This is a genomic window from Paenibacillus sp. RS8 (assembly GCF_041956825.1).
In the GTDB taxonomy this organism is placed as follows: Bacteria; Bacillota; Bacilli; order Paenibacillales; family Paenibacillaceae; genus Paenibacillus_AQ.
The window spans coordinates 3,155,034-3,180,795 of the sequence record NZ_CP168131.1 but is presented as its reverse complement, the minus strand read 5'-3'; the positions used below and the strand labels follow the sequence as shown (position 1 = coordinate 3,180,795).

At 43.9% G+C, this 25,762-nt stretch carries 22 protein-coding genes and 2 pseudogenes; 10 read left to right on the top strand and 14 right to left on the bottom strand.

Annotated features, from left to right (window positions below; all coding sequences use genetic code 11):
• Positions 1-22 precede the first annotated feature (22 nt).
• The 3 genes from ACDZ28_RS15720 to ACDZ28_RS15710 form a co-directional block, all read right to left on the bottom strand.
• Positions 23-928 carry a carbohydrate ABC transporter permease gene (locus tag ACDZ28_RS15720; protein WP_081389895.1) on the bottom strand — a complete coding sequence of 302 codons (906 nt, stop codon included), beginning with the start codon at positions 926-928 and terminating at the stop codon, positions 23-25.
• Positions 925-1,806, bottom strand: a complete 882-nt coding sequence (locus ACDZ28_RS15715) for a sugar ABC transporter permease (protein WP_339289749.1) — start codon at positions 1,804-1,806, stop codon at positions 925-927. The genes ACDZ28_RS15720 and ACDZ28_RS15715 overlap by 4 nt, the downstream gene beginning before the upstream one ends.
• An 88-nt stretch (positions 1,807-1,894) precedes the next feature.
• A complete protein-coding gene (locus tag ACDZ28_RS15710) occupies positions 1,895-3,253 on the bottom strand; it encodes an ABC transporter substrate-binding protein (RefSeq protein ID WP_375105141.1) in 1,359 nt (452 codons plus the stop codon).
• 150 nt (positions 3,254-3,403) lie between these two features.
• Here ACDZ28_RS15710 and ACDZ28_RS15705 point away from each other — a divergent pair, with 150 nt between their 5' ends.
• Genes ACDZ28_RS15705 through ACDZ28_RS15695 form a run of 3 tightly spaced genes read left to right on the top strand, consistent with a single transcriptional unit; the run spans position 3,404 to position 7,772 of the window.
• The gene (locus ACDZ28_RS15705) at positions 3,404-5,197 is read left to right on the top strand and encodes a sensor histidine kinase (RefSeq protein ID WP_339289747.1); all 1,794 of its coding nucleotides are present in this window, start codon (positions 3,404-3,406) and stop codon (positions 5,195-5,197) included.
• 20 nt (positions 5,198-5,217) lie between these two features.
• Positions 5,218-6,780 carry a response regulator gene (locus ACDZ28_RS15700; RefSeq protein WP_375105140.1) on the top strand — a complete coding sequence of 521 codons (1,563 nt, stop codon included), beginning with the start codon at positions 5,218-5,220 and terminating at the stop codon, positions 6,778-6,780.
• Positions 6,780-7,772 (top strand): helix-turn-helix domain-containing protein, encoded by a 993-nt coding sequence (locus ACDZ28_RS15695; RefSeq protein WP_375105139.1) that lies wholly within the window; start codon positions 6,780-6,782, stop codon positions 7,770-7,772. The genes ACDZ28_RS15700 and ACDZ28_RS15695 overlap by 1 nt, the downstream gene beginning before the upstream one ends.
• Before the next feature lie 56 nt (positions 7,773-7,828).
• Here ACDZ28_RS15695 and ACDZ28_RS15690 read toward each other — a convergent pair whose 3' ends face one another.
• Positions 7,829-9,406 (bottom strand): sugar hydrolase, encoded by a 1,578-nt coding sequence (locus ACDZ28_RS15690; protein WP_375105138.1) that lies wholly within the window; start codon positions 9,404-9,406, stop codon positions 7,829-7,831.
• 299 nt (positions 9,407-9,705) lie between these two features.
• Here ACDZ28_RS15690 and nrdI point away from each other — a divergent pair, with 299 nt between their 5' ends.
• From nrdI to nrdF, 3 genes are read left to right on the top strand one after another with little or no spacing between them, the layout of a single operon-like run.
• On the top strand, positions 9,706-10,065 hold the full coding sequence (nrdI, locus tag ACDZ28_RS15685) for a class Ib ribonucleoside-diphosphate reductase assembly flavoprotein NrdI (RefSeq protein WP_042125226.1): 360 nt from the start codon (positions 9,706-9,708) through the stop codon (positions 10,063-10,065).
• A complete protein-coding gene (gene nrdE, locus ACDZ28_RS15680) occupies positions 10,052-12,136 on the top strand; it encodes a class 1b ribonucleoside-diphosphate reductase subunit alpha (protein WP_375105137.1) in 2,085 nt (694 codons plus the stop codon). The genes nrdI and nrdE overlap by 14 nt, the downstream gene beginning before the upstream one ends.
• Before the next feature lie 39 nt (positions 12,137-12,175).
• Entirely contained in the window at positions 12,176-13,135 is a 960-nt protein-coding gene (gene nrdF / locus ACDZ28_RS15675) for a class 1b ribonucleoside-diphosphate reductase subunit beta (protein ID WP_375105136.1), read from the top strand.
• 64 nt (positions 13,136-13,199) lie between these two features.
• Here nrdF and ACDZ28_RS15670 read toward each other — a convergent pair whose 3' ends face one another.
• The 4 genes and pseudogenes from ACDZ28_RS15670 to ACDZ28_RS15655 all read right to left on the bottom strand — a co-directional run bounded on the left by ACDZ28_RS15670 (position 13,200) and on the right by ACDZ28_RS15655 (position 18,073).
• On the bottom strand, positions 13,200-13,559 hold the full coding sequence (locus ACDZ28_RS15670) for a hypothetical protein (protein ID WP_042125220.1): 360 nt from the start codon (positions 13,557-13,559) through the stop codon (positions 13,200-13,202).
• A 466-nt stretch (positions 13,560-14,025) separates the two neighbouring features.
• Entirely contained in the window at positions 14,026-14,799 is a 774-nt protein-coding gene (locus tag ACDZ28_RS15665) for an SDR family NAD(P)-dependent oxidoreductase (protein WP_076119925.1), read from the bottom strand.
• Between the two features lie 538 nt (positions 14,800-15,337).
• Positions 15,338-16,336, bottom strand: a complete 999-nt coding sequence (locus ACDZ28_RS15660) for a Ger(x)C family spore germination protein (RefSeq protein ID WP_375105135.1) — start codon at positions 16,334-16,336, stop codon at positions 15,338-15,340.
• 222 nt (positions 16,337-16,558) lie between these two features.
• Positions 16,559-18,073: pseudogene (locus tag ACDZ28_RS15655) on the bottom strand (spore germination protein).
• Positions 18,074-18,217: 144 nt separating this feature from the next.
• On the opposite strand from ACDZ28_RS15655, the gene ACDZ28_RS15650 reads away from it, so the two are divergent.
• Complete coding sequence (locus ACDZ28_RS15650; RefSeq protein ID WP_375105134.1) at positions 18,218-19,336, top strand: endospore germination permease; 1,119 nt, start codon at positions 18,218-18,220, stop codon at positions 19,334-19,336.
• Between the two features lie 62 nt (positions 19,337-19,398).
• Here ACDZ28_RS15650 and ACDZ28_RS15645 read toward each other — a convergent pair whose 3' ends face one another.
• Entirely contained in the window at positions 19,399-19,812 is a 414-nt protein-coding gene (locus tag ACDZ28_RS15645) for a zinc ribbon domain-containing protein (protein ID WP_042125211.1), read from the bottom strand.
• 288 nt (positions 19,813-20,100) lie between these two features.
• On the opposite strand from ACDZ28_RS15645, the gene ACDZ28_RS15640 reads away from it, so the two are divergent.
• Both ACDZ28_RS15640 and ACDZ28_RS15635 read left to right on the top strand, forming a co-directional pair.
• Entirely contained in the window at positions 20,101-20,319 is a 219-nt protein-coding gene (locus tag ACDZ28_RS15640) for a PspC domain-containing protein (protein WP_375105133.1), read from the top strand.
• A gap of 47 nt (positions 20,320-20,366) precedes the next feature.
• Positions 20,367-21,050: a PspA/IM30 family protein gene (locus tag ACDZ28_RS15635; RefSeq protein WP_375105132.1), complete on the top strand. Its 684-nt coding sequence runs from the start codon at positions 20,367-20,369 to the stop codon at positions 21,048-21,050.
• A 39-nt stretch (positions 21,051-21,089) separates the two neighbouring features.
• On the opposite strand, the gene ACDZ28_RS15630 is transcribed toward ACDZ28_RS15635, so the two are convergent.
• The 4 genes and pseudogenes from ACDZ28_RS15630 to ACDZ28_RS15615 form a co-directional block, all read right to left on the bottom strand.
• Complete coding sequence (locus ACDZ28_RS15630; RefSeq protein WP_375105131.1) at positions 21,090-21,791, bottom strand: DNA alkylation repair protein; 702 nt, start codon at positions 21,789-21,791, stop codon at positions 21,090-21,092.
• 22 nt (positions 21,792-21,813) lie between these two features.
• Positions 21,814-22,431, bottom strand: coding sequence for a DNA-3-methyladenine glycosylase family protein (locus ACDZ28_RS15625; protein WP_375105130.1), 618 nt, complete (start codon positions 22,429-22,431; stop codon positions 21,814-21,816).
• A 163-nt stretch (positions 22,432-22,594) separates the two neighbouring features.
• The gene (locus ACDZ28_RS15620) at positions 22,595-23,266 is read right to left on the bottom strand and encodes a VWA domain-containing protein (RefSeq protein ID WP_375105360.1); all 672 of its coding nucleotides are present in this window, start codon (positions 23,264-23,266) and stop codon (positions 22,595-22,597) included.
• 111 nt (positions 23,267-23,377) lie between these two features.
• Positions 23,378-23,893 (bottom strand): annotated as a pseudogene (locus ACDZ28_RS15615) (TerD family protein); the annotation flags it as partial.
• Positions 23,894-24,003: 110 nt separating this feature from the next.
• On the opposite strand from ACDZ28_RS15615, the gene ACDZ28_RS15610 reads away from it, so the two are divergent.
• Positions 24,004-24,642 carry a 3'-5' exonuclease gene (locus ACDZ28_RS15610; protein ID WP_375105129.1) on the top strand — a complete coding sequence of 213 codons (639 nt, stop codon included), beginning with the start codon at positions 24,004-24,006 and terminating at the stop codon, positions 24,640-24,642.
• 142 nt (positions 24,643-24,784) lie between these two features.
• Here the strand turns inward: ACDZ28_RS15610 and ACDZ28_RS15605 are convergent, their stop codons facing one another.
• Positions 24,785-25,741, bottom strand: coding sequence for a 3'-5' exoribonuclease YhaM family protein (locus ACDZ28_RS15605; protein ID WP_042125202.1), 957 nt, complete (start codon positions 25,739-25,741; stop codon positions 24,785-24,787).
• Positions 25,742-25,762 lie beyond the last annotated feature (21 nt).

Genomic DNA, 25,762 nt, shown 5'->3' with positions numbered 1-25,762 from the left:
CACAAGATGCAGTTTCTGAAGGTTAGCCTTTCACGGAACCCACCGTAAGTCCGCCTACGAAATACTTCTGCAGAAACGAGAAGGCAATCAGTAGCGGAAGCGCACACAGCATACAAGCTGCGAATAGGACATTCCACTGGGTTGGATTCTGCTGGTCACCCATAAAGCCAAGCATGGCTAGCGGCAGGGGTGACTGCGAGGACTTGGAAATAAACGTCATATTGAAAAAATAGTCATTCCAAATCCAGATGCCTTGCGTGATGATGACCGAAACCGTAACAGGAATCAGCAGCGGAAATACTACTGTCCAGAACCGACGTAAAAGTCCCGCACCATCAATATGTGCCGCTTCTTCTACCTCCTCCGGGACGCCGCTACGAATAAATCCGGTGTACAGAAACGTTGAAAATGGTAGGCTGCAAGTAACGAACATCAGGATCGGCGTATACTGCGTGCTTGGAATCCCCAAACTGTTGATCATTTGCACGATTGGAATCAGAACCATCTGTCCGGGTACGACTAGTCCGGCAAGGAAGAACAGATACAGAAACTGGCTCCATCTGCTTCTGATTCGGGCCATCGGATAGGAAGCCATAGCCGCGAAGATGACAACTAGAAGAACGGAAATCGCTGTCAGCACCACACTATTTAGTAGGGCGGAACCAAAATGCATCCGTTCGAAGGCTGTCCGGTAGCTCGTAAATGATATCTCATTGAACAAATCAAGCGGGTTTGTGTTGTTGTCCGGTGATCTCAGTGAGGTGGACAGCACAATCACAAGCGGAATCAGATTCAGTACCATAATCAAGATAACGATCAGCTGAACAAGTATTTTTTTGAGAATTGACCCGGTTCTAACAGGCTTCCGCACGTTCCGGATAGGCTTATGCTGCTGCTGAAGATTGCCTGCTGCTGTTCCATTGCTCATGCTGACACCTCTTTTCTGTTCATCATCAGGACGGAAACCGCTGTAATAGCGATAATCAGCATAAACGAAATAATCCCGAGCGCCGAGGCCTTGCCGAACATTTGCTCCGTAAACGCCATTTTGTAAATTGAATAAATTAGGGTGTTAGTAGAAGTTCCAGGACCTCCATTGGTCATAATAAACGGAAAATCGAAGGCTTTCAGACCATTAATTAAACTTAGCGTTGTATTAATCGTAATGGATGTGGCGAGCAGTGGGAGCTTCACAAATCGTAATAGCTTCCAGGCGCTACAGCCATCAATTCTACCAGCCTCGAGCAATTCACTCGGAACAGTCTGAAGACCTGCAAGAAAGATAATCATCGTTGTTCCGACGTTCTTCCAGATTTCTACGAAAATAATAGAATACAGCGCCGTAGAATAGCTGCCGAGAAAATTCAAATTATCATTCGCAATCCCGAGCTTGGTCAAGAACGTTGCAATCATCCCGCTGTCCGGCATATAAACATAACTCCAGATGAAGCCGACCACAATCGCACTGAATAGAGTCGGAATGTAGGAGATGGAGCGGTAAAAGCCCTTGCCTCGAATCTTCATGTTCAGCAGCAGCGCCAGTCCAAGCCCGATTAGATTGCCCCCCACTACGCTGACAACCGTATAAATGAGAGTATTCTTGATCGAATTGCCCAGTGTACCTCCGCTAAACAAGTCTTTGTAGTTATCAAAGCCGATATAATTAAAGGTTTGGGCGTACCCGTTAAAGTCAGTGATGCTGTATTGAAACAGCTTAGTGATCGGAAAGATCCAGAATGTTAAATAAAAGATTAGCGCCGGCAACGCGAAAAAATACATCGTTTTTTTCATTACAGTCGATTTCATCTCTGTCTTATCCTCCTATCCAAAACCGTACCGCCAGCTCAGCTATTTTGATGTCAGGACTGGCGGGACGATCTTCAGTGATTCCGGTTTAATTTTTCCACAATTCCTTGAACTTGGCGTCCATAGCCTCTGTAACTTGCTCCGGCGTAGTCTTTCGTCCGCCGATAATTTCTGCGAACTTAGCTTCCATCTCTTCAGCTACACCCGTTGGCCACATTTGGTTCGGGAAGTATACGGACTTTCCATTATTCAGGTAGGAATCATTAACTTCTTTGAACAGGTCATGATTCAACGGAACACCTTTATACACACTGATTGAACTGTTGGCTTCGGTCCAAGCCTTGAACAAATCTGACTGACCATCAAACAGGTAATTCATAACTTCCTTGGCAATGTCCAGATTCTCCGATTTAGCGTTAAGCGCAAAACCAGCAGCAGTGGCAGCAGAGACATAAGTGGGCTGGCCTGAATCGTTAGCAGGCAGAGAGAAGAATCCACGGGTAAAGTCGGCTGCACCTTTGGCTGTCAATGTTGCATAATCCCAGGTTCCGTCAAACACCATAGCCGCTTTACCATCTACGAACAGTTGAGCCGCTTGAGCACTTCCAAGTCCAAGTGAGTTCTTGACTACATAACCTTTGTCATATAATTCCTTCATTTTGGAGATCGTGGCTACCCACTTTGGATCTGTTAACGATTTTTCGCCCGCTTGAAGCTTGGTATCGAAATCCATTTCATCCGGATAAACCTCATTCGCTGCGATTTGATACATCCCGAACTGGAGGAACCAAGGATCCTTGTCCGCGAGTGAGATTGGAGTTATTCCCGCATCCTTCAGCTTCTGGCAAGCTTCCAGGAATGAGGTCCAATCCTTCGGCATTTCTGTGACACCCGCCTGCTTGAACAAATCCTGATTGTAATACACCCCTAGATAATCAAGACCCCCAGCGATTCCATAAGGCTTACCCTCATAAGACATATCATCTTTCGCCCCTTGGCTGATGTTATCCCAAAAGGTTAAATCCGATAGATCAGCCGCATAGCCGGCCTTTGCCATGTCTAGGACACCGAGGGATGCATTTCTTGGGAATACCCAGTAAATATCCGGCCCTTTACCTGAAGCGAGCTTTGTACGAATCGAAGTGAAATACTGCTCATCCGGAAGCTTGGAAGTTTCGAGCGTAACGTTAGGGAACTTTTCCTTAACGAGCTTAGGCATAATATCAAGTGCAAAATCCTGTCCGTCCGGGGCTTTGGTACCAGATACCATCATGGTCAGCGTCACCTTTTTCGCACTGTCCGTTGTAGCTGCCGGAGCATTTGTAGCGCTTCCACTATTTTCAGCGTTACTATTGTTGCTGTTGTTACCTGAGCCGCACCCTGCTAGAACAGCAAGTAACAGCGCTAGCATTAAGGCTCCTGTCCGTTTTTTAGTACGTAATTTCATAGAATAACCTCCCTGTTTTCATATCACTTCTATTTCCCGGCATCCATTTTTGTTGGTTGCTGTATTGTTATTTTAATCTTGTAAGCGGTATAATTACTTTTGCATTTAGAGTGCACTATTTTACGAACGGCTTAAATCGGAGGAGAGCGAATGAAATTTTCCAGCATCAAAACGAAACTCTTTCTAGCACTCGTTCTTGTATCTGTCATTCCGATTGTCATCGTCACGTATAACTCCTACCGGAGCTATACCAATCTGGTCAACCAGCAAACCTCTCTCGTTGCCTCCAACACCATCCATAATACCGTTAAAGGCATTGAAGATATTTTCGGGAATATTGAACGTATTTCACTTACCATTCAGCAGCAAACCTCCAGTGCGACCGCATACACTACCGTTAGCGACGAGCTAAAAAAACTGGCCAGCACCAGTGATTCCTATGACATTTTTATTATACAAAACAAGCTGAAGCTGATCTTCGAGAATCTGCTGCTGAGCTATGATTATGTAAATGGAATCTACCTTTTTTCTCCTGACGGCAAAAATATCAGCTATGGCAGTACGGCGGAACTGAAGGTGGGTTATGTCCCACTCCAGGATGCGTGGTATCAGAAGACCATTGCCAACAAAGGTCAGCTTTATATTGGCGAGCCCGGTGTAAAGCCTTATATCATTAATTCTGAGCCGTCCCTGGTATTCTCCCGCGCGCTCTACGATATGAAGACTCAGCAGTTCCTTGGTGTATTTATGCTGGACTGTAGCTTAGATATTTTCAAAGGCCTGAATCAAGATGCTGTGCCTAATATGAGCTATTTTGTGCTAGCCAACGACGATGGCAACATTATCTACGACAGTACCGGTCAGAACACAGACTCACGGCTGCCGGAGGATTTAACCCGTAAGACCGAGGCGATGCAGGGCGATGAGCTGGAATTTTACAATGAAAATAATTTGACGGTTATTCAGCGGCTTCCTGTGTACCATTGGACGGTTATCGCCAATATTTCATTGAGTGAGCTGTATGAGAAATACGGAATTTCCAACAAACTGATCCTTTATATTTCCCTTACTTGTGCGGTCATTTTCATTCTGCTGTCCATCCTATTGTCCAATTGGATTACTAAGCCGATTACCCAGCTCGCCAAAATCATGCGCAAAAATAAATCACAAAAATTCGTTACAACCGAGATCAAACCTAAGAGGGTTGACGAGATCGGCTTTCTGTATACGGAATACAACAAGATGATGCAGGACATCGACATCTTTGTCAGAGAGAGCTATCAGAATAAAATCCTGACGATGGATTCACAAATGAAAGCGCTTGAAGCGCAGATTAATTCGCATTTTCTGTATAATACACTCGAATCTATCAACAGCATAGCTGAAATTGAAGAGGTTGAAAGCATTGCTGTAATGACCAAAGCTTTGGGAGATATGTTCCGCTACAGCATCAAGACTGACAGTGAACTAGTATTTGCCCGTGACGAGATTCAGCATGTCGATAACTATATGGCCATCCAGCAGATCCGCTACGGCAGCAAAATCTGTTTTGTTAAAGAGTTGGAGGACTCCGTTCTGGAAGCGAAGATTCTCAAGCTGATCCTTCAGCCCTTAGTGGAAAATGCCGTCTACCACGGCTTGGAGAATAAAAGAGGGAATGGCATGCTCTTACTGAAGGGCTTTCTGGAGCCTGACACCAAGCGGATTATTTTTGAAATCCGAGATGACGGAATAGGTATCCAAGAAGAACGACTTAAGGAAATTCAAGCATTGCTAGATCAGCCACCGGAATTCATGGGGCTTGGCCACCGGAGCAGACAGAGCATCGGTATTAAGAATGTGCACTCTCGTATTGCCCTGTATTACGGCTCAGATTTCGGACTGACCATAACCAGTGAACCAGCGCTGGGTACGACGATCACCCTAACACTCCCCTCTAAATAACGATAAAAGGAGACTGGATCATGTACAAATTCATAATCGTCGACGATGAGCCTTTGATCCGTCAGGGTCTACTGAAAAAAATCAAGGCAGTGACTAATGAATTGATCTTCAGTGGTGAAGCCGACAATGGCGAGGATGCCATGGACCTTATCCAAGCGGAGGACCCACATCTAATCTTCACCGATATGCGGATGCCAGTTATGGACGGAAAATCCCTGCTTCGTCAGCTGCAAAATGATTATCCCGATAAAAAAATCATCGTCATCAGCGGATTTTCTGATTTTGAATATATGCAAGAAGCGATCTCAGCCAGAGTAGTCCACTATTTACTAAAGCCGTTCAGCAAAGACGAGATCCACCAGGCGATTGCCAAAGCGATAACCGCCATAGAGAGTGAGCAGTCCGCTAAGGCAGAAACTCTGAATATAACCAAAGAAGCGGAACAGCTAAGCCTACAGGGAGATTTGCAGGCCCTTCTTCAATACCTTGCCGGCTTCTACCCGGCTGAGAAGCCGCCTAGCTTCCGATCAGCCCCATTGCTCAATCTGATGTCATCTAGACAAATGATCCTTTTGACGCTCTATAATCCGGAAGATTTAGCTGCCCAAGAGCCCTATCTGGAGAATACTAGTATCTTTCTTCCCCATCCACAGAGCAGGAAACTCGCCTTTTCACTCCAGCTATGTGATGCATCACTCAGCGATTCCAAGGTGCTGGAACTGACTTCTTACGAAGCCAAACAATTGATCGAAGAAACCGGACCCCAAGCTTGCATTGGCATAAGTGGGATAAAAAAAGATCTGAAGGATCTTCCGCAGGCACGCCAGGAATCGATATCCGCATTAAACTGTCGTGCAATCGCCGACCAGGGACAGTTTTTTCACTACCGCCCGGGTAGTTACCAGGCTGGGCCGGAAATGTGGGAAGGCAGTCGGGACCTAATCTTTTTCATCGAATCTGGAAACATCGATAAAGTGAAAGAAAGGGTTCATGACTATTTTGACTATTATCGAGGGCAGCCCGCAGCGACAATCCATCAGTTGAAAGAGAATTGCCGAGCAATCATCACAGAGGTCAAAACCTTGGTCTCCGTCTATTTTCCTGTGGAGAACGGACAACATACCTCATCCAGCCTTGAGGGCGTACTAAGTATTTCATTTGATGCAGAAGAAATACGGGGGTATTTCCTGACCGTGCTGACCTCCATAGCGGAACTGCTGAAGGAACAATCGGTCTATTCCTCTCCCAACGTCATTGACAATGTGAAGGTATATATCCGCAAAAACATTTGCTCACCTCTCACACTAGAGCATTTATCGAATCTGTTCTATATCAGTCCGAGTTATCTCAGCCACCTGTTTAAGGAAAAGACGGGCGAAAATCTGATTGATTATGTTAACAAAGAGCGTATCGAACGTGCCAAGCTGCTGCTTCGCACCAGTGATGAGAAAATTTATAAGATTGCCAAGAGCCTTGGGATCGATAATACCAAATATTTTTTCCGGCTGTTCAAGAAAATGACCGGATTCACACCGGAGGAATACCGAAAGGAAAGAGATGCTGAAAAAGAGGGGGCAGGCTAATGGATCATAAGGAACTTGATCAATACCTGCGCCGCCTTGATGTAATTGAAGCCAAACAGCAGTACACCCGCCGAAACATTAATGAATTCGGCGGCAAAGAATTGATCCTGCCTCACGGAGAACGGGTTCCTCGTCTGCCGGTACATCATTTTTTTAGTCAGGGCGATTACCATATCAGCAAGCACCACCGGTTCGCCGATATGCCGGAGCATACGCATACATTTATTGAGCTCAATTATATGTACTCAGGTCGTTGCCGGCAGACCATTGGCGGGTCCGTCGTAGAACTGAGTCAAGGCCAGATTTGCTTGCTGGATACGGATGTGCCCCATTCGATTTCTACACTTGATGAGGACGATATCCTAATCAATATTTTAATGCGAAAGGAAACGCTGAACGCGGCATTTCTGACCCGGCTAGGATCTGACGGAAGATTAAGCGATTTTCTGATCAACGCCCAATCTCCCGCCGCAGCCCATGACCGTTACCTCGTCTTCCGATCAGATAGCTGTCATAACCTGCACCATATCCTCGCTAGCATGATGTGCGAGTACTTTGATCCCCGTGATTTTTCCACGGACATGATCAACGGTTATATGATCCTCGTGTTTACAGAGCTCATGCGGGTTCTAAACCAGGACAGCGTATCCAGTGGATTACCTACCACTAAACGGAGCGATCTACTGGAAATTCTACAGTATTTGGAACGCCATTTTAATGACTGCTCCCTAAAGGATTTGGCCGCGCGCTTTAATTTCAATCCTAATTACCTGAGCAATCTACTTAAGAAAAGCACGGGCAAAACGTTCGGTGAACTGGTACAGGAGCATCGCATGGCTTATGCCGCTCTCCTACTCGCTAACAGTGATCGACCGATTGGAGATATAGCGGGAGAATGCGGATATGAGAGTCTCAGCTTCTTCTACAAAAAATTCGCGGAACGGTACGAAGTTACTCCGCTTTTGTACCGCAAGCAGAATCAAACAACCTGAGAGACCACTTGCAACGGTGCTCAGGTTGTTCTGGCCGCTAACGATTATGCATCTGTTTATAATTGATATTTGCGGATCAGATACGTTGGTGTGCAGCTCCAGGCATGACAATAGCTGTTAATCAAATGACTGCCATAGGGTGAAAAGCTCTTATCGCTTGGATTATACAGCTCCCAGAACGTATCAGCCCCGTCTTTAATCATCTGCCCCCAATACTTCTTGATCTCCGAAATGGCGTTGTCTCTGTCACCTACCTGGATCAGTGCCTCAATGAAATGGTGAACCATATAGGGTGTGGTCATCGGAATGGGAGACGAATCCTGCTGAAGCCTGAGCAATATTTCCTTCCCACGCTCCTCTTCTTCAACAACTCCAGCAAGCACCATCCAAATTTGAGAAGCCCACGAAACCTGCCTAATGTCCCCGCTGACGAAATAGCTTAATTCAGAGTCCCATAAGTGTTCCAAAGTGGCTTGCGTAAGCTGTTCAATCGTCTGCCGCAAACCATCCTGTCGTTCATCTCCGAGAAGAACAGCCAGCTCCAGAGCGCATTTCAAGTTATAGATTAAGATGGCCTGCGCCGGAGCCTGTTTGTTCAGATCCGGATGCCAGTCAGTAAAAGCCCACCAAGTCTCATCGTCGGTCACAATGCCACGCTCATCCAATCGCTCTAAGGCTAATTCTATCTGCCGATAAGCAGACGGCCACAGCTCTTCCAACGTATTCCGGTCATCTGTAGCCAAGAAATAATCGCACAGAGTAGATACAAAAAAGAGTGAATAATCATAGAGATACGTATCGTCAGGGATCACATGGGGTTTCATGAACAAGTTGGCTGTGATCCGTCCCCGCTCATCAGGATAAGCTGCAAACAAGTATAGGCATCGCTTCACCAAATCGTTACCCGAGAATGTTTCGTAATTGGCCAGCGCCTGTAGCCGCAGATCCCCAAGCCACAGTCTGCGGTCCCGCTTAGGCCCGTCTTCGAAGACCTCCTGCATACATTCTTCGAGGGTCTTCACACTGACCTCATCAATGGCCTGCAGTTCGGCATCCAGGTGGTCCAGCGGAGTCAGAAAAGAGCGGTCAGCTGAGGTTTCTGCTGTACAGCTGATTTCGGCAAAGGATACTTTATATTTTGGTGACGTATCAAGAACCTTAAGCTTTACATACCGAAAGCTGTATCTACGCTCCAGATTTAGTGATGCAGGAAGCACATCCAGATGAACCCGCTCTTCCTGCAGCCATGAGCTGCTAAGCCAGCCGTCGTACTCTGAGAAAGGTTCAGCCATCTCCACCGGCATTTCTCCGAGGGTGATCTGCAGATATAGCGGAGCATCCGGGGGGCTGCCTATAGGAATGATCTGTATCGTCAACCGTCCAACCAGATGTTCTCCGAAATCCAGAATAACCTCCTCCCCCTTCCCAAATACAATGGAAGAAAGGGTCTCCGCATTTTGAATCGTCTCAACCTGCCAACCATGCACCGCTAGTTCACTCTTTACAACCCGGATCATCTGCTTCGGTGAACATTTTCGGTAAATAAGCTTCGGCAGAAGCTGCTCTGCGTTTAAAGCAAATGCCTCATTTTTATGGATAGTTACTGCTTGCTGGCGCTGCATCGCTTGAGTCATAACCAATCTCCTCCTTCGTTTGTCTTATTCCCCCTCTAGTAAACCTCAATTCCACTTGCCTGAACATGCAGTGAATACAGGTAATCTTACTCTTATTACAGGTCTGTTCGACTTAGCATTACTAGACAACTTCCACTAGAAAGGATGTACTTTTCATGTTGACTTTTCAACATATAGTGATTAAAATAAACAACGCACACTAAATATAGTATTCATATGATTTTCCAGTATTTATAGCTTATCTATTCAATCTTTACAGTATTTAAATTAGGTTTAATATATACAGGGGGAGAGACTCCATGCTAGTCGCATACGATTCGAAAACGGGAAACGTCAAACGCTTCATTGGTAAGCTTAAGCTGCCCGCTGTGCAGATTGAAGAGCATATGACCATTGATGAGCCCTACGTGCTTATTACATATACCACCGGCTTTGGACAGATTCCAGAGAAGGTGTCTATTTTTTTGAAGAACAATTATTCCAATTTGAAAGGCATCGCCGCCAGCGGCAACAAGAACTGGGGCGAGCTGTTCGCGCATAGCGCAGACTTGATTGCAGATCGGTACAACGTACCGGTTATCGGTAAATTTGAGCTATCGGGCACATTTGGCGATGTAGAACGAATTAAACAGGAGGTGAGCCGAGTTGCGGCATATTGAACTAAACAACATGTTGATGAAGAGAGACGAAACTGGTTTCTTTCAATTGGATAAAGACCTTGAGGCAGTAGCCGAATTTATGCGGGATGTAGAACGGCGGAGCTTGGTTTTTGAGAATACAAAAGCCAAGGTTGATTATATGATTGAACAGGATTTCTACGAAAATTTTTACGAACAGTACAGCTTAACTGAGATTGAAGAAGTCTACCAAATTACCCATTCTTACAACTTCAGCTTTCCATCCTATATGGCAGCTTCGAAGTTCTATACGGATTACGCTGTAAAAAGCAATGACCGCAAGCAATATCTGGAGCATTATCCGGACCGTGTGGCGGCAGTTGCCCTTCACCTAGGACGCGGTAACGCCGCTACTGCCGGCATGCTTGCCCGTTCGATGATGGAGCAGCGCCTGCAGCCAGCGACGCCTACCTTCTTGAATGCCGGCAAGAGCCGGCGCGGTGAGCTTGTCTCCTGCTTCCTGATCGAAATGGACGACTCGCTTAATTCGATCAACTATGTGCTCAATACCTGCATGCAGCTATCGAAGATCGGCGGTGGCGTGGCTGTCAACCTGTCCAAGCTCCGTTCCCGCGGAGAGACCATCAAGGGTGTCGAAGATGCGGCTAAGGGCATTATACCTGTGCTCAAGCTGATGGAAGACGGCTTCTCCTATGCTGACCAAATGGGTCAACGTAAAGGCTCTGGAGCCGCCTACTACAACATTTTTGGATGGGATGTTCTTGAATTTCTCGACAGCAAGAAGATCAACGCCGATGAAAAAACAAGACTCAAAACCCTGTCCATTGGCCTAATCATTCCGAATCGCTTCTATAAGCTGGCGAAGGACAATGAACCGCTGCATGTATTTGCACCTTACAGTGTGTACAAGGCCTACGGTACGCATCTTGATGACATGGATTTGGATGATATGTACGATAAGCTTTTAGCCGATCCTCGTGTCAAAAAGAGAAAAGCCATGAGCGCGCGGGATATGCTGACCAAAATCGCCATGATCCAGCTGGAATCTGGCTATCCATATATTATGAACAAGAGCAACGCCAATGCGGCCCATGCCCTGAAAAATGTCGGACAGATCAAAATGTCCAACCTCTGCACGGAAATTTTCCAGCTGCAGGAGACTTCAGAGATTAATGATTACGGGCAGGAGGATACGATCCGCCGTGATGTAAGCTGCAATCTGGCTTCTTTGAACATTGTCAACGTGATGGAGCATGGCAAAATCCGTGAATCGGTACATGAAGGTATGATCGCCCTGACCGCTGTCAGCGATATGACCAGCATCTCCAATGCCCCAGGCGTAGCCAAGGCCAATAAAGAGATGCACTCGGTCGGACTTGGCGTGATGAATCTGCACGGCTATCTAGCCAAGAACAAGATTGCTTATGAGAGCGAACAGGCTCGCGATTTTGCCCGGACCTTTTTCATGACCATGAACTACCATTCCCTGGAGAAAAGCATGGAGATCGCTGCCGTAAGCGGCCACTCTTTCCATGGATTTGAGGCCTCTGATTATGCTACAGGAGCTTATTTTGAGCGTTATCTGACAACAGATTACCGCCCTGTAACGCCAAGAGTACAAGAGCTGTTCGGAGATATTTTCATCCCATCCCCTTCGGACTGGGAACAACTGCGGGATGCAGTAAAAGCAAATGGCCTGTACCATGCTTACCGATTGGCGATTGCGCCAACAGCCAGCATTTCCTATATTCAAAATGCCACTTCAAGCGTTATGCCTATTGTAGAGCAGATTGAAACACGGACATATGCCAATTCAACGACTTACTATCCGATGCCGTACCTGCGTCCGGATAATGTATTTTTCTATAAATCGGCTTACCAAATGGATCAGTTCAAGGTGATCGATCTGATCGCGGAAATTCAGCCCCATATCGACCAGGGCATCTCGACTGTTCTGCATGTGAACAGCGATGTTTCAACCAGAGAACTGGCCCGCTCCTATCTGTATGCGGCGCATAAAGGCCTGAAGTCGCTGTATTACACCCGGACCAAAAAGCTGTCCGTCGAGGAATGCCTCACCTGCTCGATCTAACTGGAAGGCTATAGCCGCAGAAAAGGAGATTGCCATATTATGACCGCTATCCAAGCCGTAAACTGGAACCGTCCCGACGACGATTTCTCATTGATGTTCTGGAATCAGAACATTATGCAATTCTGGACGGACGATGAAATTCCATTATCCGATGATAAAATGTCCTGGCTCACGCTTAGTGAGCAAGAAAAGGACTCCTATATGAAAGTGCTCGGTGGCCTGACACTGCTGGATACGATTCAAGGCGGAGTAGGTATGCCGCAGATTATGGAGCATGTCGAAGGCCTTCAGCGCAAGGCTGTGCTTGGCTTTATGGGCATGATGGAACAGATTCACGCCAAATCGTACAGCAGCATTTTCACCACTTTGTCCTCCACGGAGGAGATTGACAGTGTATTCCGCTGGGTAGAAGAGAACCCATACCTGCAGTTCAAAGCGGAGACGATATCGCAATATTACAAAAAAATAGACTCACCTAAAGACCTATACCTCGCTATGGCAGCCTCCGTGCTGCTCGAGAGCTACTTGTTCTATAGCGGCTTCTTCTACCCGCTTTATCTGGCCGGCCAGGGTAAAATGACTTGCAGCGGTGAGATTATCGACCTTATTCTTCGGGATGAGAGCATCCATGGGGTATATGTCGGTGTACTGGCGCAGGAGATCTTTGACGGGCTTCCAGAGGACGAGCAACGCGAGCTTCACCAGCAGCTCGTTGACCTCCTCAGACTGCTGCATAAGAATGAAGAACGTTATACCGAGCAGATCTATGCTCCCATCGGACTAGTGGAAGAGGTTAAGACCTTCCTTAGATATAATGCTAATAAAGCTATGATGAATCTGGGCCATGATCCGCTATTCGACGAGGAAGAGATCAACCCGATAGTTCAGAATGGTATCAGTACCCACACTAAGCAGCATGACTTCTTCTCGAAAAAAGGCAACGGATATGTCCGGGCGCTTAACGTGGAGCCGCTAAAGGATGAAGATTTTCAATTTTAAATATAGATAAAGCAAAAAAGTGCGGAGAAAATTCTCCGCACTTTTTGCTAACTGTAATATTAGATTATTGCAAGCTTTTCAGGTATGTTCTAGCTTCTTCGTAGGTATCGTAAGCATCTGCAAAATCTCTACCAAAAATACGTTTCAATTGCATCTTCCAAATTGGGTTTTTAGTTACATAGGCCCATCCTGCTTGACCAGCTTCACTCGCCATCGCACCTGTAGGGGCTAGCATAGCTGCAACCTCAGGAGTAAGTACACTTTTAGAATCAGTTACATCAGTTGTTCCTGTAAATTTAGGTTTAACAAGCTTCATGATATTTTCAAAATCTTTCAGGTATCCTTGAACATCTTCAGCTGAAAAATCGATAGATACTACATCGATATGGTTCTCATTTTGGTTGTACTTAATTGTGTATGGCATAATTATTTTTCCTCCAAGTTTTAACGTTATTTTTTTAATAATAGAGATGAAATGTATGTAACTTCACAGACAAAAAATACCCGCCCCATGCTTTTTCAGGGCGACGACATCTACTTCCTGTATTGTTTTTATAACAACACCCTTTCTAGAATATTAACTAATACATATTACCTATATTATTATCGACAAATTTCTTTTTTTATTTATATTAAAATACAATTTTCTACAAATTCCAACATATCCATGGTCATATTTTCCTTAATTCATTCATTTTTGTGTATCTGCTGTCTCTTGCAACCATTCAATTTGCCAACATACGAAGAATCTGTTTTTTTAGACAACTAAAAAAGGCTCTGCGTGCGACTTCCGATTCCAATCCAGTCATCCTTCAGGTTTTTGGAATCAGAATACGCCGCAAAGCCTCTAATACTATATTTTAGTTGTTATATAAGTAAACTATCCGGGATTACTTAGTTGCGGAATAGCCCCCGTCAATCACATGTGCTGTACCTGTAATAAACGAAGCCTCATCACTTAGTAGGAAGCATGCAAACGCAGCTACTTCCTCAGGCGTACCGTATCTACCCAGAGCCGTTCCAGATGCGATAAGAGATTGAAGCATCTCTACATCATCAGACAACAGCTTTTCATATCTGTTCATGGTTGGTGTAGGGATAGGTCCTGGGCAAAGAGCATTTACTCTAATGTTACGGTGACCCACTTCTTTGGCAACCGATTTAGTCATCCCCACAATAGCATGTTTACTTGCTGAATAAGCTGCATCATTGGCCATTCCGATAAAAATACCATGCAAAGAGGAGCAGTTTAGAACGGAAGCTCCAGATTTCATATGAGGTAATGTATAATGCAACATGTAGAATTGGCTAGTGAGATTTGTCTGAATCACTTTTTGAAACAACAACGGATCATAGTCTATAACATCCGTATTGTCTCCTGTAATTGCTGAGTTATTATATAGGCAATCAATTTTTCCATAAGCTGCTAATGTTTGATCTACGATATTTTTGCAGTCTGCTTCGAGAGAAACATCTGACCGAACAAACATCGCTTCCCCACCTAGAGCCTTAATTTCCTCAACTGTGTTAGCGCCGGCATCTGATCGATTGGCAACTACTACAGTACCGCCCTCTCTTGCTACTCTTAAGGCTGTAGCTTTTCCGATTCCGGTACCTGCACCTGTAATAATAACTACTTTGTTCTCAAATCTGTTGATACTCATAAGTGCACCACTTTCTTATGTCTTTTTCAGGAGGAGGATTCGAACCTCATAGACCCTAATATCGCCTGATACAATATGGATTGGAACATTTTTGCAGAAAAATCGACAAAATTATCCTCTATATGACAACTTTATTGTATTTAATTGTATATAGCAATCAATATTTTAATCTGTTTTTACAACCATTGAGAATTTGGTTCGATCGTCACAAAAAATAGACCCCTTAGAATTTCATCAGATAAACAAGAAGTTTTATCCGATGCTTATTCTAAGGGGTTTGATAATTTGTAAACCTGTCGTTGTTAATGAAACCATATTCCAAATAAATTATTTATTGGCTTATAGATAAAAATAATTAGAAACAACGGACTGGGGATGTTCAATTTCAACAACGAACAGAAGGTCGCGCCCAGACCCAAAATCCAAACTATAAAGTATATGCTAAGATCACGTACTCGGCGCTTTCGAATTAACTTAGGTAAATCAAGTGCCATACAACCTATAGCAATCACCAAAAAAAACAGTAATACCATTTGTCTCACTCCTTGATTTGTTTAAGAAAAGAATTATCGGTTAGACCAACGCGGTTAATAACTACTGAGGCACTGTAATGGATGGGCAAGGATTTAAGGTAGTCTCCGCCCTTTTTGTGCTGTAGCTTGGCCCATGCTTTAGGGCTGTCATGATAGATCGATTGTCCAAATCCCATAATATCAACGTTGAAGCGATTATTTACTTGCTCCACCGTGTTTTGCATCCGCTCTACAATCCGTTTCTCTGTTTCCTTTTCCAAACGTCTTATAGTACTTTCCGATTCCAAATTCTCTATACTATGCACTTCTTCAATATTGCAAAGCGCCTTAACATTAAGGTAAATATGCGGCTCCCCATCAATAATTTTCACTTTGCGCTTGGTTGAAGCTTGGATCGCTTCGATAACAATGGGCTTTCCGTCTTCTCCTGCTATCGGGCCAGAATGTGCGGTTACCTTATCATTGATATAATTGTAACCGATCGTTTCACCCTCGTTTAGCCAACCGATCAGTTTGTCTTTTCTGAACACAGCTACCGTATGATATTCCAATCTCGTCTTAGGCGTTGTTCGCTCTACATTGCTTTTTTCTTCCCCATCTTTTGGATTTCCCATCACTTCCACTCCGGTCAGTACAGGATTTTCACCTTGAGACAATAAATTTTCAATAAAATCATCCAGCGTGACGGCGACTGTTTTTGCTGAATCTTTATAAGAATTATCTAGGGAACTAAATAATTTGTTCGCTGGTAATTTATCCATAGGTGTAAGGACATTCAAGACATCACTGGCAGTTGTACCTCTGGCAACCATAACGTAGAAATCCATACGTGGTTCCCGACTTCTTTTAAATACATCCAGTATCTCACCCACTCCGGAGCGGGCAAGCTCCTCCCCAATAACCAACACCCGGATATGACCAAGATAACTTGTCCTGGAACTATCCAGATTCAACATACGCTGTGCATCATAAAACGTAAGTACCGTGAATTTATAAACAACCACAGGGACTCCAGTGCCTCCCCCTCCTCCAGTACGATTGTGAGGAAATCGCAGACGGAATAACGACCTGCATCGAAACTGTATAACCCTTTTCAGCCTTGTCAATCCCTATCCCCAGTACAAAGGCTATTTCATTCAGTTCCTTCCTTTCCCAACAACCACTTAGCACCAGCGTAAATTGGAGAGCTATCATCAATTGGAGAACGCCTCTAACTAATTTTTTATTCATTTTTTTGATTCCTCATCACTGGTTCTGCTTTGACGAAATAGGTTCTGCGTCTTGTTTTCGACGGGTCTTGTCTTTAGTAAAGGCCACGGAAAGCGAAAGATAGAATCCTTTAAGTCTTTGGAATTATAAGGCCCAAGCGGACTCATATAAGGCATTCCGAAAGAACGCAAGCTCGATAAGTGCAGCACGATGATAAAAATACCGAATAGAATCCCATATAATCCGATAAATCCGGCCAAACCTATTAGCACAAAACGGATCATACGGGCAGCTATAGACATTCCTGTCTCCGGAATAACAAAACTAGAAATCGCTGTGAGCGATACAATAATGACCATTGCAGAAGAAATAAAACCCGCTGCAACTGCGGCTTGCCCAATCACCAACGTTCCGACAATGGATATCGCCTGTCCAATGTTTTTGGGTATCCGTACCCCAGCCTCCCGCAAAATCTCATATGTCATTTCCATGATCAGCGCCTCGACAAAAGCAGGAAAAGGAACACTCTCCCTCTGGGCAGCTAAACTAATTACAAGATTGGTCGGTATCATCTCCTGATGATACGTAGTAATTGCAACATATAATGAGGGAGCTAGCAAAGTAATAAAAAATGAAATAAAACGAACTAATCTCAGCAAAGTTCCAATATCAGCCCTTTGGTAATAATCCTCGGCAGACTGGAAAAACGCTACAAAAAATGTGGGAACCAGCAGCACAAAAGGAGTTCCATCGACAAGAATAGCCACTTTTCCTTCCAAAATACCCGCTGCAATTGTATCCGGACGATCACTGTTGTATACGGTAGGAAAAGGTGTCACTGCCGTCTCTTGAATAAACTCTTCAATATATCCACTCTCGAGGATACTGTCCGTATCAATTTTATTCAGACGGCGTTTTACTTCTTGCACCAAATCCTTATTCGCGATGTTGCTTAGATACATAATAGATACGCTGGTTTGAGTCACCCTTCCGATCTGGACGGTTTCCAGCCATAAATGGCTATCTTTGATTTTCCGCCGAATCAGTGCCGTATTCGTCCGCAAATTCTCAGTGAATCCTTCCATGGGTCCCCGAACAACCGTTTGTGAGCTAGGCTCCCCTACATTACGATCTTCCCAGCCAGGTAAACCGATCCGGAGAGTGGTGGATGTCCCATCGAGCAGCAGCATTATACTACCGGACAATAATTCGTGTACAAATTGGCTGAAATCAACGATGACGGTTAGATCACCGGCTATTAATATTTGTTTCTTAATGATCTCAATTTTCTGCTCGGGCTCAAGCTTCCCTAGCTATTCATAAGGAATATGTTCCTGCAAAGAATACAAAATTGAATTATGCAGCACCTGAGTATCCACAAGACCATCTATGTAAACCAAAGAAATATGAGTATTTTCTTCTATCTGTAACTCTTTTATCACTACATCAGAACTTCCGCCCAGCAATTCGTACAACTGATCAATATTGGTTTTCAATCGGTTTGATAGTCTGCCAGTCTCCGAACTCTTCATGATGCAGCCTCCACTTCTCTATAGATAGATGAGTATAGTTTGATGTTAATTATGATAATTATTCCTCCGGAATAAAAATCGTGATGGCATAATTCTGGTAACTACAACCATACTAAAACTAGTCCAATAAATTTGAGGGGGTATATGAGTTTGGAGAAAGATAGAATTAGTACCAATCAAATGATTATACTCGGGCTATTCACATTTATTGGGGATATGGCGCTTGTGTATCCGGCATTAATGGTAGCAGGAGCGAAACAAGATGCATGGATCGCTGCTTTGATTAGTATTCCCTTGGGTCTTGCGAGCATAAAACTGTTACTTTACTTAGCAAATATTGAACCCAACAAGAATATTATCGAGCTTAGCCTTCAAATTTTAGGAAAGTGGGTTGGAACTGCTGTAGCCTTGTTCTATCTAGTGTTCTTCCTGATTGCCGCATCCACTTACATAAGAGAAATTGAGGATTTCATGTGTACACAGATTTACGAGAAAACACCTGGCGGGGTTATCCGTTTCATGGCTATTTTCCTACTGGTATATGGCGTAAGACTTGGCCTAGAAACATTGGGGCGGGCAGCTCAGCTTTTTTTCCCTTTATTTGCAGTTTTTTTGATCGGTCTTCTGCTTCTGCTGACGCCCGATGTCAGAATGGAGCGAATATACCCCATCATGAACACACCCGTACCGGATATGCTCCATACTTTGATGTATGGTGTTTTTTATCCTTTTGGCGAATTGTGCGTATTTCTTATGATATATCCTTATGCTCAGAAGAATAGCAAAACAAGCCGGGATATTTTCATAGCCCTGATCATCGGAGCTCTGGGACTTAACCTCATCTTATTTTTTTCACTTACCGTTCTTGGTGTTTACGCTTCTGAACATCAATTTTATGCCGCATATATTCTTGCTCAAAAAATTAATATTGCAAATTCTCTGCAACGTATCGAAGCGCTTATGGCTACAGCATGGATTATCAGCACATACTTCAAAACTGCCATTTATTACTATGCTCTAACTTTAGGTACAGCCCAATTATTTAAACTCAAAAGTCACCGTCCTCTGATCATACCCACTGGATTTTTGTTATTTGGTATGTCACAACTGATTGCTAAAGACATCATTTTCTATGTAAAGGAAATCCCCACCTACTGGGTAGATTGGGATTTCACCTGTGCATTTGTTCTACCGCTTATGTTGCTTATTGTGTATCATTTCAAGAAACGTCATGCTGCCAAGTTAAATAACCTCTCTCCCTAAAATAAAAAAAGGACAGCTATTGGGCTGTCCTTTTGTTCATGAATTTCTTACACGCAGTAAGGTTATTCCTTCTTATCCAAAGTAATCGACGATGGTGTTACATCCCGAATTGGCTCTTGAGCTACTTCAAAAGTTGATCCACAGCTCGGGCAAAACCGAGCCTCAATTGCCACATTGCCACCGCATGCTTTACATTGCTTCACATCGGACAACCCCGCGATTTGCGCAAGATTAACCTCAATCTCCGATTTCAGTTCAAGAATACGGGAAATATTCTTCTCGATCTGCTCACTCGGCAGTGGTCCTGCACCTTGGGTTACAGCTTCAAACAACAGTTTACCCATAACCTGATACTGCTGGTCAATGTCATTCTGCTTGCTGTTGTTCTGTAATTTCAATCGATTGATCTCCACCACTGTCTTTGCTTTATTCCCAGCCTCGCTTACGCCTGCTTTTACCTTGTTAAAAAAGCTCATATTCAGCCCCCAATTCCGTAGTAGTCATAATATAAGCATATTTCGACACCTTCACAAGTATTCCTTTCTTTATTGTACTTAACTTCAACCACAATTTGTAGTTCATCCACAATTATGAACTTATTTCCCCCGCCTTCCTGCGGGAACGAACCTCGACTCAGGTCTGGTAACAAAAACCGTCTTCAGGCTGTTTTGCCACATTCGAAAAGACTTTACAATGAGTACATAAGCAAGCGGGTAGCAAGATTCAATAACAATCACCCCCATAAGAGAGGATGACAATAATAAATGAAAAAATTATATCGATCCAGAAGTGATCAAAAAATTAGTGGTTTGTGTGGAGGACTTGCTCTTTGGTCAGGCATTGATGCTACAATACTCCGTCTCGTGACCGTTGCTGCAGCACTTTTCAGCTTTGGTACAGTCCTTATCTTTTACATCATCGCCAGTATCATCGTCCCTAAAGAACCTTTTGGCAGCTTTTCAGATGGACCTGATTTCTACTAACAGACCGTCATTCATTCACAATCAAACATACTAAGGAGAGATAAAACATGAGTCTATTCAAAAGAATTTCCACCCTTACCAAAGCTGCCCTACACGAAGGTCTTAATAAATTAGAAAATCCAGTGCTGCTAACAGGACAGTATCTGCGCGATCTTGAGAACGAAATAGCTACTGCAGAACGCAATGAGCGTGATTTAAAGGTTACAGCGAGTGTATTGGAACGCCGTAAGCAAGAATATACTCAGTTGATAGAGCAAAGCGAAGCTGAAGCCGTTCAAGCGGTTGAGCAAGGAAATGAAGAAAGAGCACGTCTTGCACTCATGGCCAAGCTGCGGTATACAGAACAATTAGATGAAAGTATCAATAGTCAGGCACAAACTCAGCAATCCCTGGCAGAGCTGGAGATCAATATCGCTAGAGCTAAAGAAGAACGCGAACATCTTAAAGCGAAAAGAACCGAACTTATCGCTCGCGCTCAGCAAGCTACAGAAACACTAAGCTCGGCTCCTCATAGCAATATTGTAAAAGGACCAAATGTGGGTACCGCTTCACGTGGCTTCGAACGAATGGAAGAGAAAATTTTCGAGTGGGAAGCTCTGGCGGAAAACTCCAAGTATAAATCCAACTCAGGCGCAGGCGTAACTTCATCCATTGATCCCAACCTTCGTAGTGCCGTAGATGATGAAATTGAACGTATTCGCAACCGGAAAATGAATACTGACAAAAAATAAATATACTAATAAGCCCCTTATTTCTCAGCTACTGAGCTACTAAAGGGGCTTGTTTTTTCTATTCCTCTTCATCCCGCGTATCATTTTTTTCGTTTCCGGATCTACACGATAAGACTCTGTGATTTTCTGCAAAGCCTTGTTATAGGTGAAATCATCTAAGTTGTTGGTTCTCAAATAATCTACCGTAGCCGCAGGCAACTTTACATAACACATTGAAAGCGCCCAAGAAACCGCCATTTTTACATAATACCCTTCATGTCTGACCTTATCGAGAAGTTGTAGAATCCGTCGGATGTATGCCTCTTCGATAAAAAAATTTAACATCATTACTACTGCAAATCGAATCTCATATTCTTTTTCAGATGACAGATAAGGCACTATAAAGTCCCACATCTGCTCTTTATTCTTTTTCGTAAACTTCAGGCCAGTGCAAAAGCTATCGCATACCGACCAGTTATCGATTTTAGGAATAAAGTCCGCCATATAATGCAGAATCTCTTCAAGATCTGTCTTCACATAACCAAGCACCATCCCTTGCAGCATTATTTCTTCAAAATAATCAGACTCGGCTTGCTCCAAATAAGCTCTCCAGTCTCCCTTTGCAATGGTTTTGGCGAGCTTACGCAACTCCGGTAGCCTGACCCCTATCACATTATCGATTGTGGGAAGTAAAGTCGCAGAAAACTTCTGGTAGTCCACGTCAGCTAACTCCACGAGCTGTTCCTTTATTGTTTTGTCCATGAAAATACTCCCTGCTTTTTAATTATTGAAATGAAATCTCCCACAAATATATGGAGGCTACTGAACCGAGTGGTGAGTACCCAAGACGGTATTGTTCGAATTGCTCTTTGGTAAGCGTATCAAGCCCATACAGCTTCATCATGCCACGACGGATGGCGATATCTCCCCAACTAACTACATCTGGACGCTCCATACAATTAATTAACATCATCTCTGCTGTCCATTTGCCAATTCCTTTTAGCTTCATGAGTTTTTGAATAACCTCTTGATCGGACAACCCATATAACTCCTCCAGCTTAAAATCACCCTGCGCGACCAGATTAGAAATATCATGAATGCATAATGCCTTTTTCATCGTCATGCCGCAACCCTGTATCTCATCCGCTGTGTGTATAGATAGCTGCTGCGGGGTTATTTCTCCGAATTGAGCCTGCATTCTTGTCCAGATGGTCCGAACGGCTTTGACTGATATTAGCTGACCCACTATGGCATAAATAAGCGCAGTGAAAAGATCCGGAATAATCACTCGCTCCACTTTCCCCATCCGCGCCATCGCCGCACCTAGCACTGGGTCGACACTTCCTAGGTAATTCATTTCTGCTTGCCCATATTCAAAAAATTTAGTAGTTACAGTGCTCAAAATATTACCTCCCGTATCTGAGCTTAATAATAATATACAACATCTATTTTGCAGTGTACGGATTCTTGAATAGGATAGCAAGATAACGAAAATTGAAAAAGCTACAACACTTCTACTCGAGTAGACGGTTATAGCTCCTATTCAGATTAATAAATTATTTACGCTACGCTCGAATGATTCGCTTTTCCTTCGCTGCCTTCAGCCACAACGGGAATTCATTTAGTAGCTGATCATACAGCTCCTCATCCGTCACTTCTTCGATCCGGTCTAGATGAATAAAATTAGCGTTATCCACCAAACGTCCCTTCATCGTATCGAGTTGCATCAAAACTTCAAAATCCGAATTTCCAATCCCAACAAACTGCCAGAAAATCGGTTGAACAGAAGCCGCCGTAATCACCTTCTTAGTTGGTTTCACGACACCGCCATCGTTGATGAAAATGATAAATACCGGTGTAAAATCAGGTTCTTCCTCCGTGTATTTTTTTATAACATCTTCCATCACCAGTGGTTCATTATTGCGGCCAAATTTATGAATTTTATTATTCTTCATAATATGTGTAAACACATAACTTCCTAATTCCTGCTCTGTCACAGGCGGCAAGCGACTAAACTCAGTATCGTAGACCCATACATCCAGTGAATGGTTATCATCGAATTTACAGGCGACTGCCAATATACGCTCTACCACTTCTTGCACTGTCCCATTCGTATAAAGGTTTCTCATCGAGCCTGTAATATCCAGTACGATCCCTACTCTCGCTGTAACGCCTATCAGTTTCTTTTTTTCTAAGGTGATCTGGACAATCTTTTTACGTAAATCAATGTTTGACAGCACGTTCTTCTCTTCAGAAGTAATCGGTACGAAAGGTATGGTTAACTCAGGGGTAGCAGTTACCTCATTATTTCCCACATTTTCTTCAATATCTAACCCATAGTTGGTGCATAATGCAGCCAATCCCCCATCAAATCCACTACCGATAGCACTAAATTTCCATTCTGGACCATACCGATAAAGCTCTCCAACTACAATTGCTGTCTCCTTGGAAAGATCAGATCCGTAATCAAAAACGAACAATTCCTCATTACTATCGCCATCTACTAAACGCAAATAAGGAGTGGAGACTTGATTCATAGAGTGGCCTGATTGTTCTCCTTCATAAATTGTTAATGTTAAAGCTATTCTAGTAATGTCCACAGGAAGCCTTGAGAGCGTGATGGCGATAGCTTCTTTATCTCCTTGTTGTAAGACTGAGTGACTTACCGCTTCGTCTATAGACACCGGATTTCCATAAAAGATGAAGTTCTCATCGCGTTCGCAGCGATTCCGGTCAGACAACAAGAAGGCAGCAGTATCTATACCAATCCTAGCATCAGCAGTTGTCCAACCAAACTTCAGTACCAGCTTGTTTACACTTCGCCCTTTCGTGAGATCCACCTTTTGTCCTTTTATAAGCCTCACGCTCTCATCTCCTTATTGTTACTCGACTACTATTGCATTTGTACTAGATTGTATTTATCATTTTACTACTTTAATATGAATGTATATATGATAGATAAGGAGCTTTACGAATGGACTTTATAGCAATTGACTTTGAAACGGCGAATTCCAGTCGATCCAGCGCCTGTGCTTTAGGACTCGTGGAAGTAAAAGATGGAAAGATAACAACAGAACATTCTTGGCTGATCGATCCCAAGCAGCGGTTTGACGGCATGAACATTTCAATACATGGCATCACCCCCTCCATGGTAATCGGTCAACCCACCTTCGATGAACTGTGGCCTACCGTTGAACCTTTGTTGCACGGGCAAATCGTCGTGGCACATAATGCCGCTTTTGATATGAGTGTACTGCGATATTGCCTCGATGGAATGTCCTTAAGCTATCCTAGCTTTCAATACATATGTACATACTTATTAGGCAAAAAAATGCTGCCCGAGCTCCCCTCTCATAAGCTTAATGTAGTCTCCGAGCATTTCGGCATTCAGCTGAAGCACCATGACGCTCTCGATGACGCGCGCGCTGCAGCCTCGGTACTGTTAAGACTTATGGAGCAAGAATCACACCGTGATCCGCTTTCGCTCTCCAGCAGCCAAGGATATACTAGCGGAACTATGTTTGCTGGTGGGTACACTCCTTTTTCTGCTCGTAAGAGTAAACCGGCTAAGAGACCTGTGAACAAACAAAGAACGAACAACTTCTATTTGTAATAAAATGTTTCGTTATTCAGCAAAAAAACACCCAACCGACTCACTGCCGGTTGGGTGTTTGAATTTACAGGGAAGAACTATCAGCGATCTGTGAACATCCCATCGGTTCATCCAAATCACCAACCAAGATCAACACAACACACTAGATCTTCATCCGATAGACTGCTTTATTCTCCAGTCCTCTAATGAATGGCGTCCATTCTTCGGTTTCTGGTGTGGTATCCAGAGCATCCTCCACCATTTGCAGCTTCGCATCCATCGCGTCGATATGATGCAATGCTACCGCTTCAGCCGTCTGCGGCTGAACAGGACTGCCCCATTCGCCCAAATTATGGTGAGACAATACGAGATGCTGTAACGCCAGAACCTTCTCCGAATTCAAATCAATATCTAAGCGGATAGCTGCCTCCGTAATCCAGTTGGATGCCATCGAGATATGACCAATCAGCTTACCCTGTACGCTATATTCCGAGACAATTCCGAGCTGTGAGATCATCTCCTCCGGCTTCGCGATATCATGCAGAATAATCCCAGCCTTCATTAAATCCGGATTCAAGAACGGACGCTGCTTGCACAGAAAATCCCCGATCTCCAGCATACGAACCATATGATAAGCAAGTCCGGCAAAATAAGCATGGTGATGCGTCTTGGCAGCCGGATAATGCATCAATTTCTCTTCCACTTTGCTTACACAAAAGGAGACAATTGAGGCAATCTCCGGATCTGTGATGCTTGCCATAACCCCTTTAATCGTATGAATAAGGTCTACTGGACGAATAGGAGCGGAGCGAATAAAATCCGTTAGCGCAACGCCATCCTCATCGTTCACTAATCTGATTTTAGTTACTTTGATTTGCAATTTCTCACGATAAGTGTGCGCAATCCCGCGAACCTTCACCAGTGCCATAGGAAAAAAAGTTTCTTTATCGGTTGTGCTGACATCCCAATATTTCGCGGACAATTGCCCACTGGAATCCCCCAAGACTAGGTCGAAATAATCCTTTGGAGGGGTACCGTTCGTTTGTTTGATCGCTAGCTCTCTTAAGAGATAAAAGCCAACAAATTCATCCTGTGGAGCGAGCTGTTTAATTTGTGTCATGTTGAAGCCTCCTATTAATAA

Coding starts and splice junctions, on each gene's coding strand:
- ACDZ28_RS15710 (WP_375105141.1), bottom strand. CDS start 3,253: ATGAAATTACGTACTAAAAAACGGACAGGAGCCTTAATGCTAGCGCTG.
- ACDZ28_RS15670 (WP_042125220.1), bottom strand. CDS start 13,559: ATGCCATACACAATTAAGTACAACCAAAATGAGAACCATATCGATGTA.
- ACDZ28_RS15700 (WP_375105140.1), top strand. CDS start 5,218: ATGTACAAATTCATAATCGTCGACGATGAGCCTTTGATCCGTCAGGGT.
- nrdI (WP_042125226.1), top strand. CDS start 9,706: ATGCTAGTCGCATACGATTCGAAAACGGGAAACGTCAAACGCTTCATT.
- ACDZ28_RS15720 (WP_081389895.1), bottom strand. CDS start 928: ATGAGCAATGGAACAGCAGCAGGCAATCTTCAGCAGCAGCATAAGCCT.
- ACDZ28_RS15635 (WP_375105132.1), top strand. CDS start 20,367: ATGAGTCTATTCAAAAGAATTTCCACCCTTACCAAAGCTGCCCTACAC.
- ACDZ28_RS15610 (WP_375105129.1), top strand. CDS start 24,004: ATGGACTTTATAGCAATTGACTTTGAAACGGCGAATTCCAGTCGATCC.
- ACDZ28_RS15715 (WP_339289749.1), bottom strand. CDS start 1,806: ATGAAATCGACTGTAATGAAAAAAACGATGTATTTTTTCGCGTTGCCG.
- ACDZ28_RS15630 (WP_375105131.1), bottom strand. CDS start 21,791: ATGGACAAAACAATAAAGGAACAGCTCGTGGAGTTAGCTGACGTGGAC.
- ACDZ28_RS15665 (WP_076119925.1), bottom strand. CDS start 14,799: ATGAGTATCAACAGATTTGAGAACAAAGTAGTTATTATTACAGGTGCA.
- ACDZ28_RS15650 (WP_375105134.1), top strand. CDS start 18,218: ATGAGTTTGGAGAAAGATAGAATTAGTACCAATCAAATGATTATACTC.
- ACDZ28_RS15705 (WP_339289747.1), top strand. CDS start 3,404: ATGAAATTTTCCAGCATCAAAACGAAACTCTTTCTAGCACTCGTTCTT.
- ACDZ28_RS15695 (WP_375105139.1), top strand. CDS start 6,780: ATGGATCATAAGGAACTTGATCAATACCTGCGCCGCCTTGATGTAATT.
- ACDZ28_RS15690 (WP_375105138.1), bottom strand. CDS start 9,406: ATGACTCAAGCGATGCAGCGCCAGCAAGCAGTAACTATCCATAAAAAT.
- ACDZ28_RS15640 (WP_375105133.1), top strand. CDS start 20,101: ATGAAAAAATTATATCGATCCAGAAGTGATCAAAAAATTAGTGGTTTG.
- ACDZ28_RS15645 (WP_042125211.1), bottom strand. CDS start 19,812: ATGAGCTTTTTTAACAAGGTAAAAGCAGGCGTAAGCGAGGCTGGGAAT.
- ACDZ28_RS15605 (WP_042125202.1), bottom strand. CDS start 25,741: ATGACACAAATTAAACAGCTCGCTCCACAGGATGAATTTGTTGGCTTT.
- nrdF (WP_375105136.1), top strand. CDS start 12,176: ATGACCGCTATCCAAGCCGTAAACTGGAACCGTCCCGACGACGATTTC.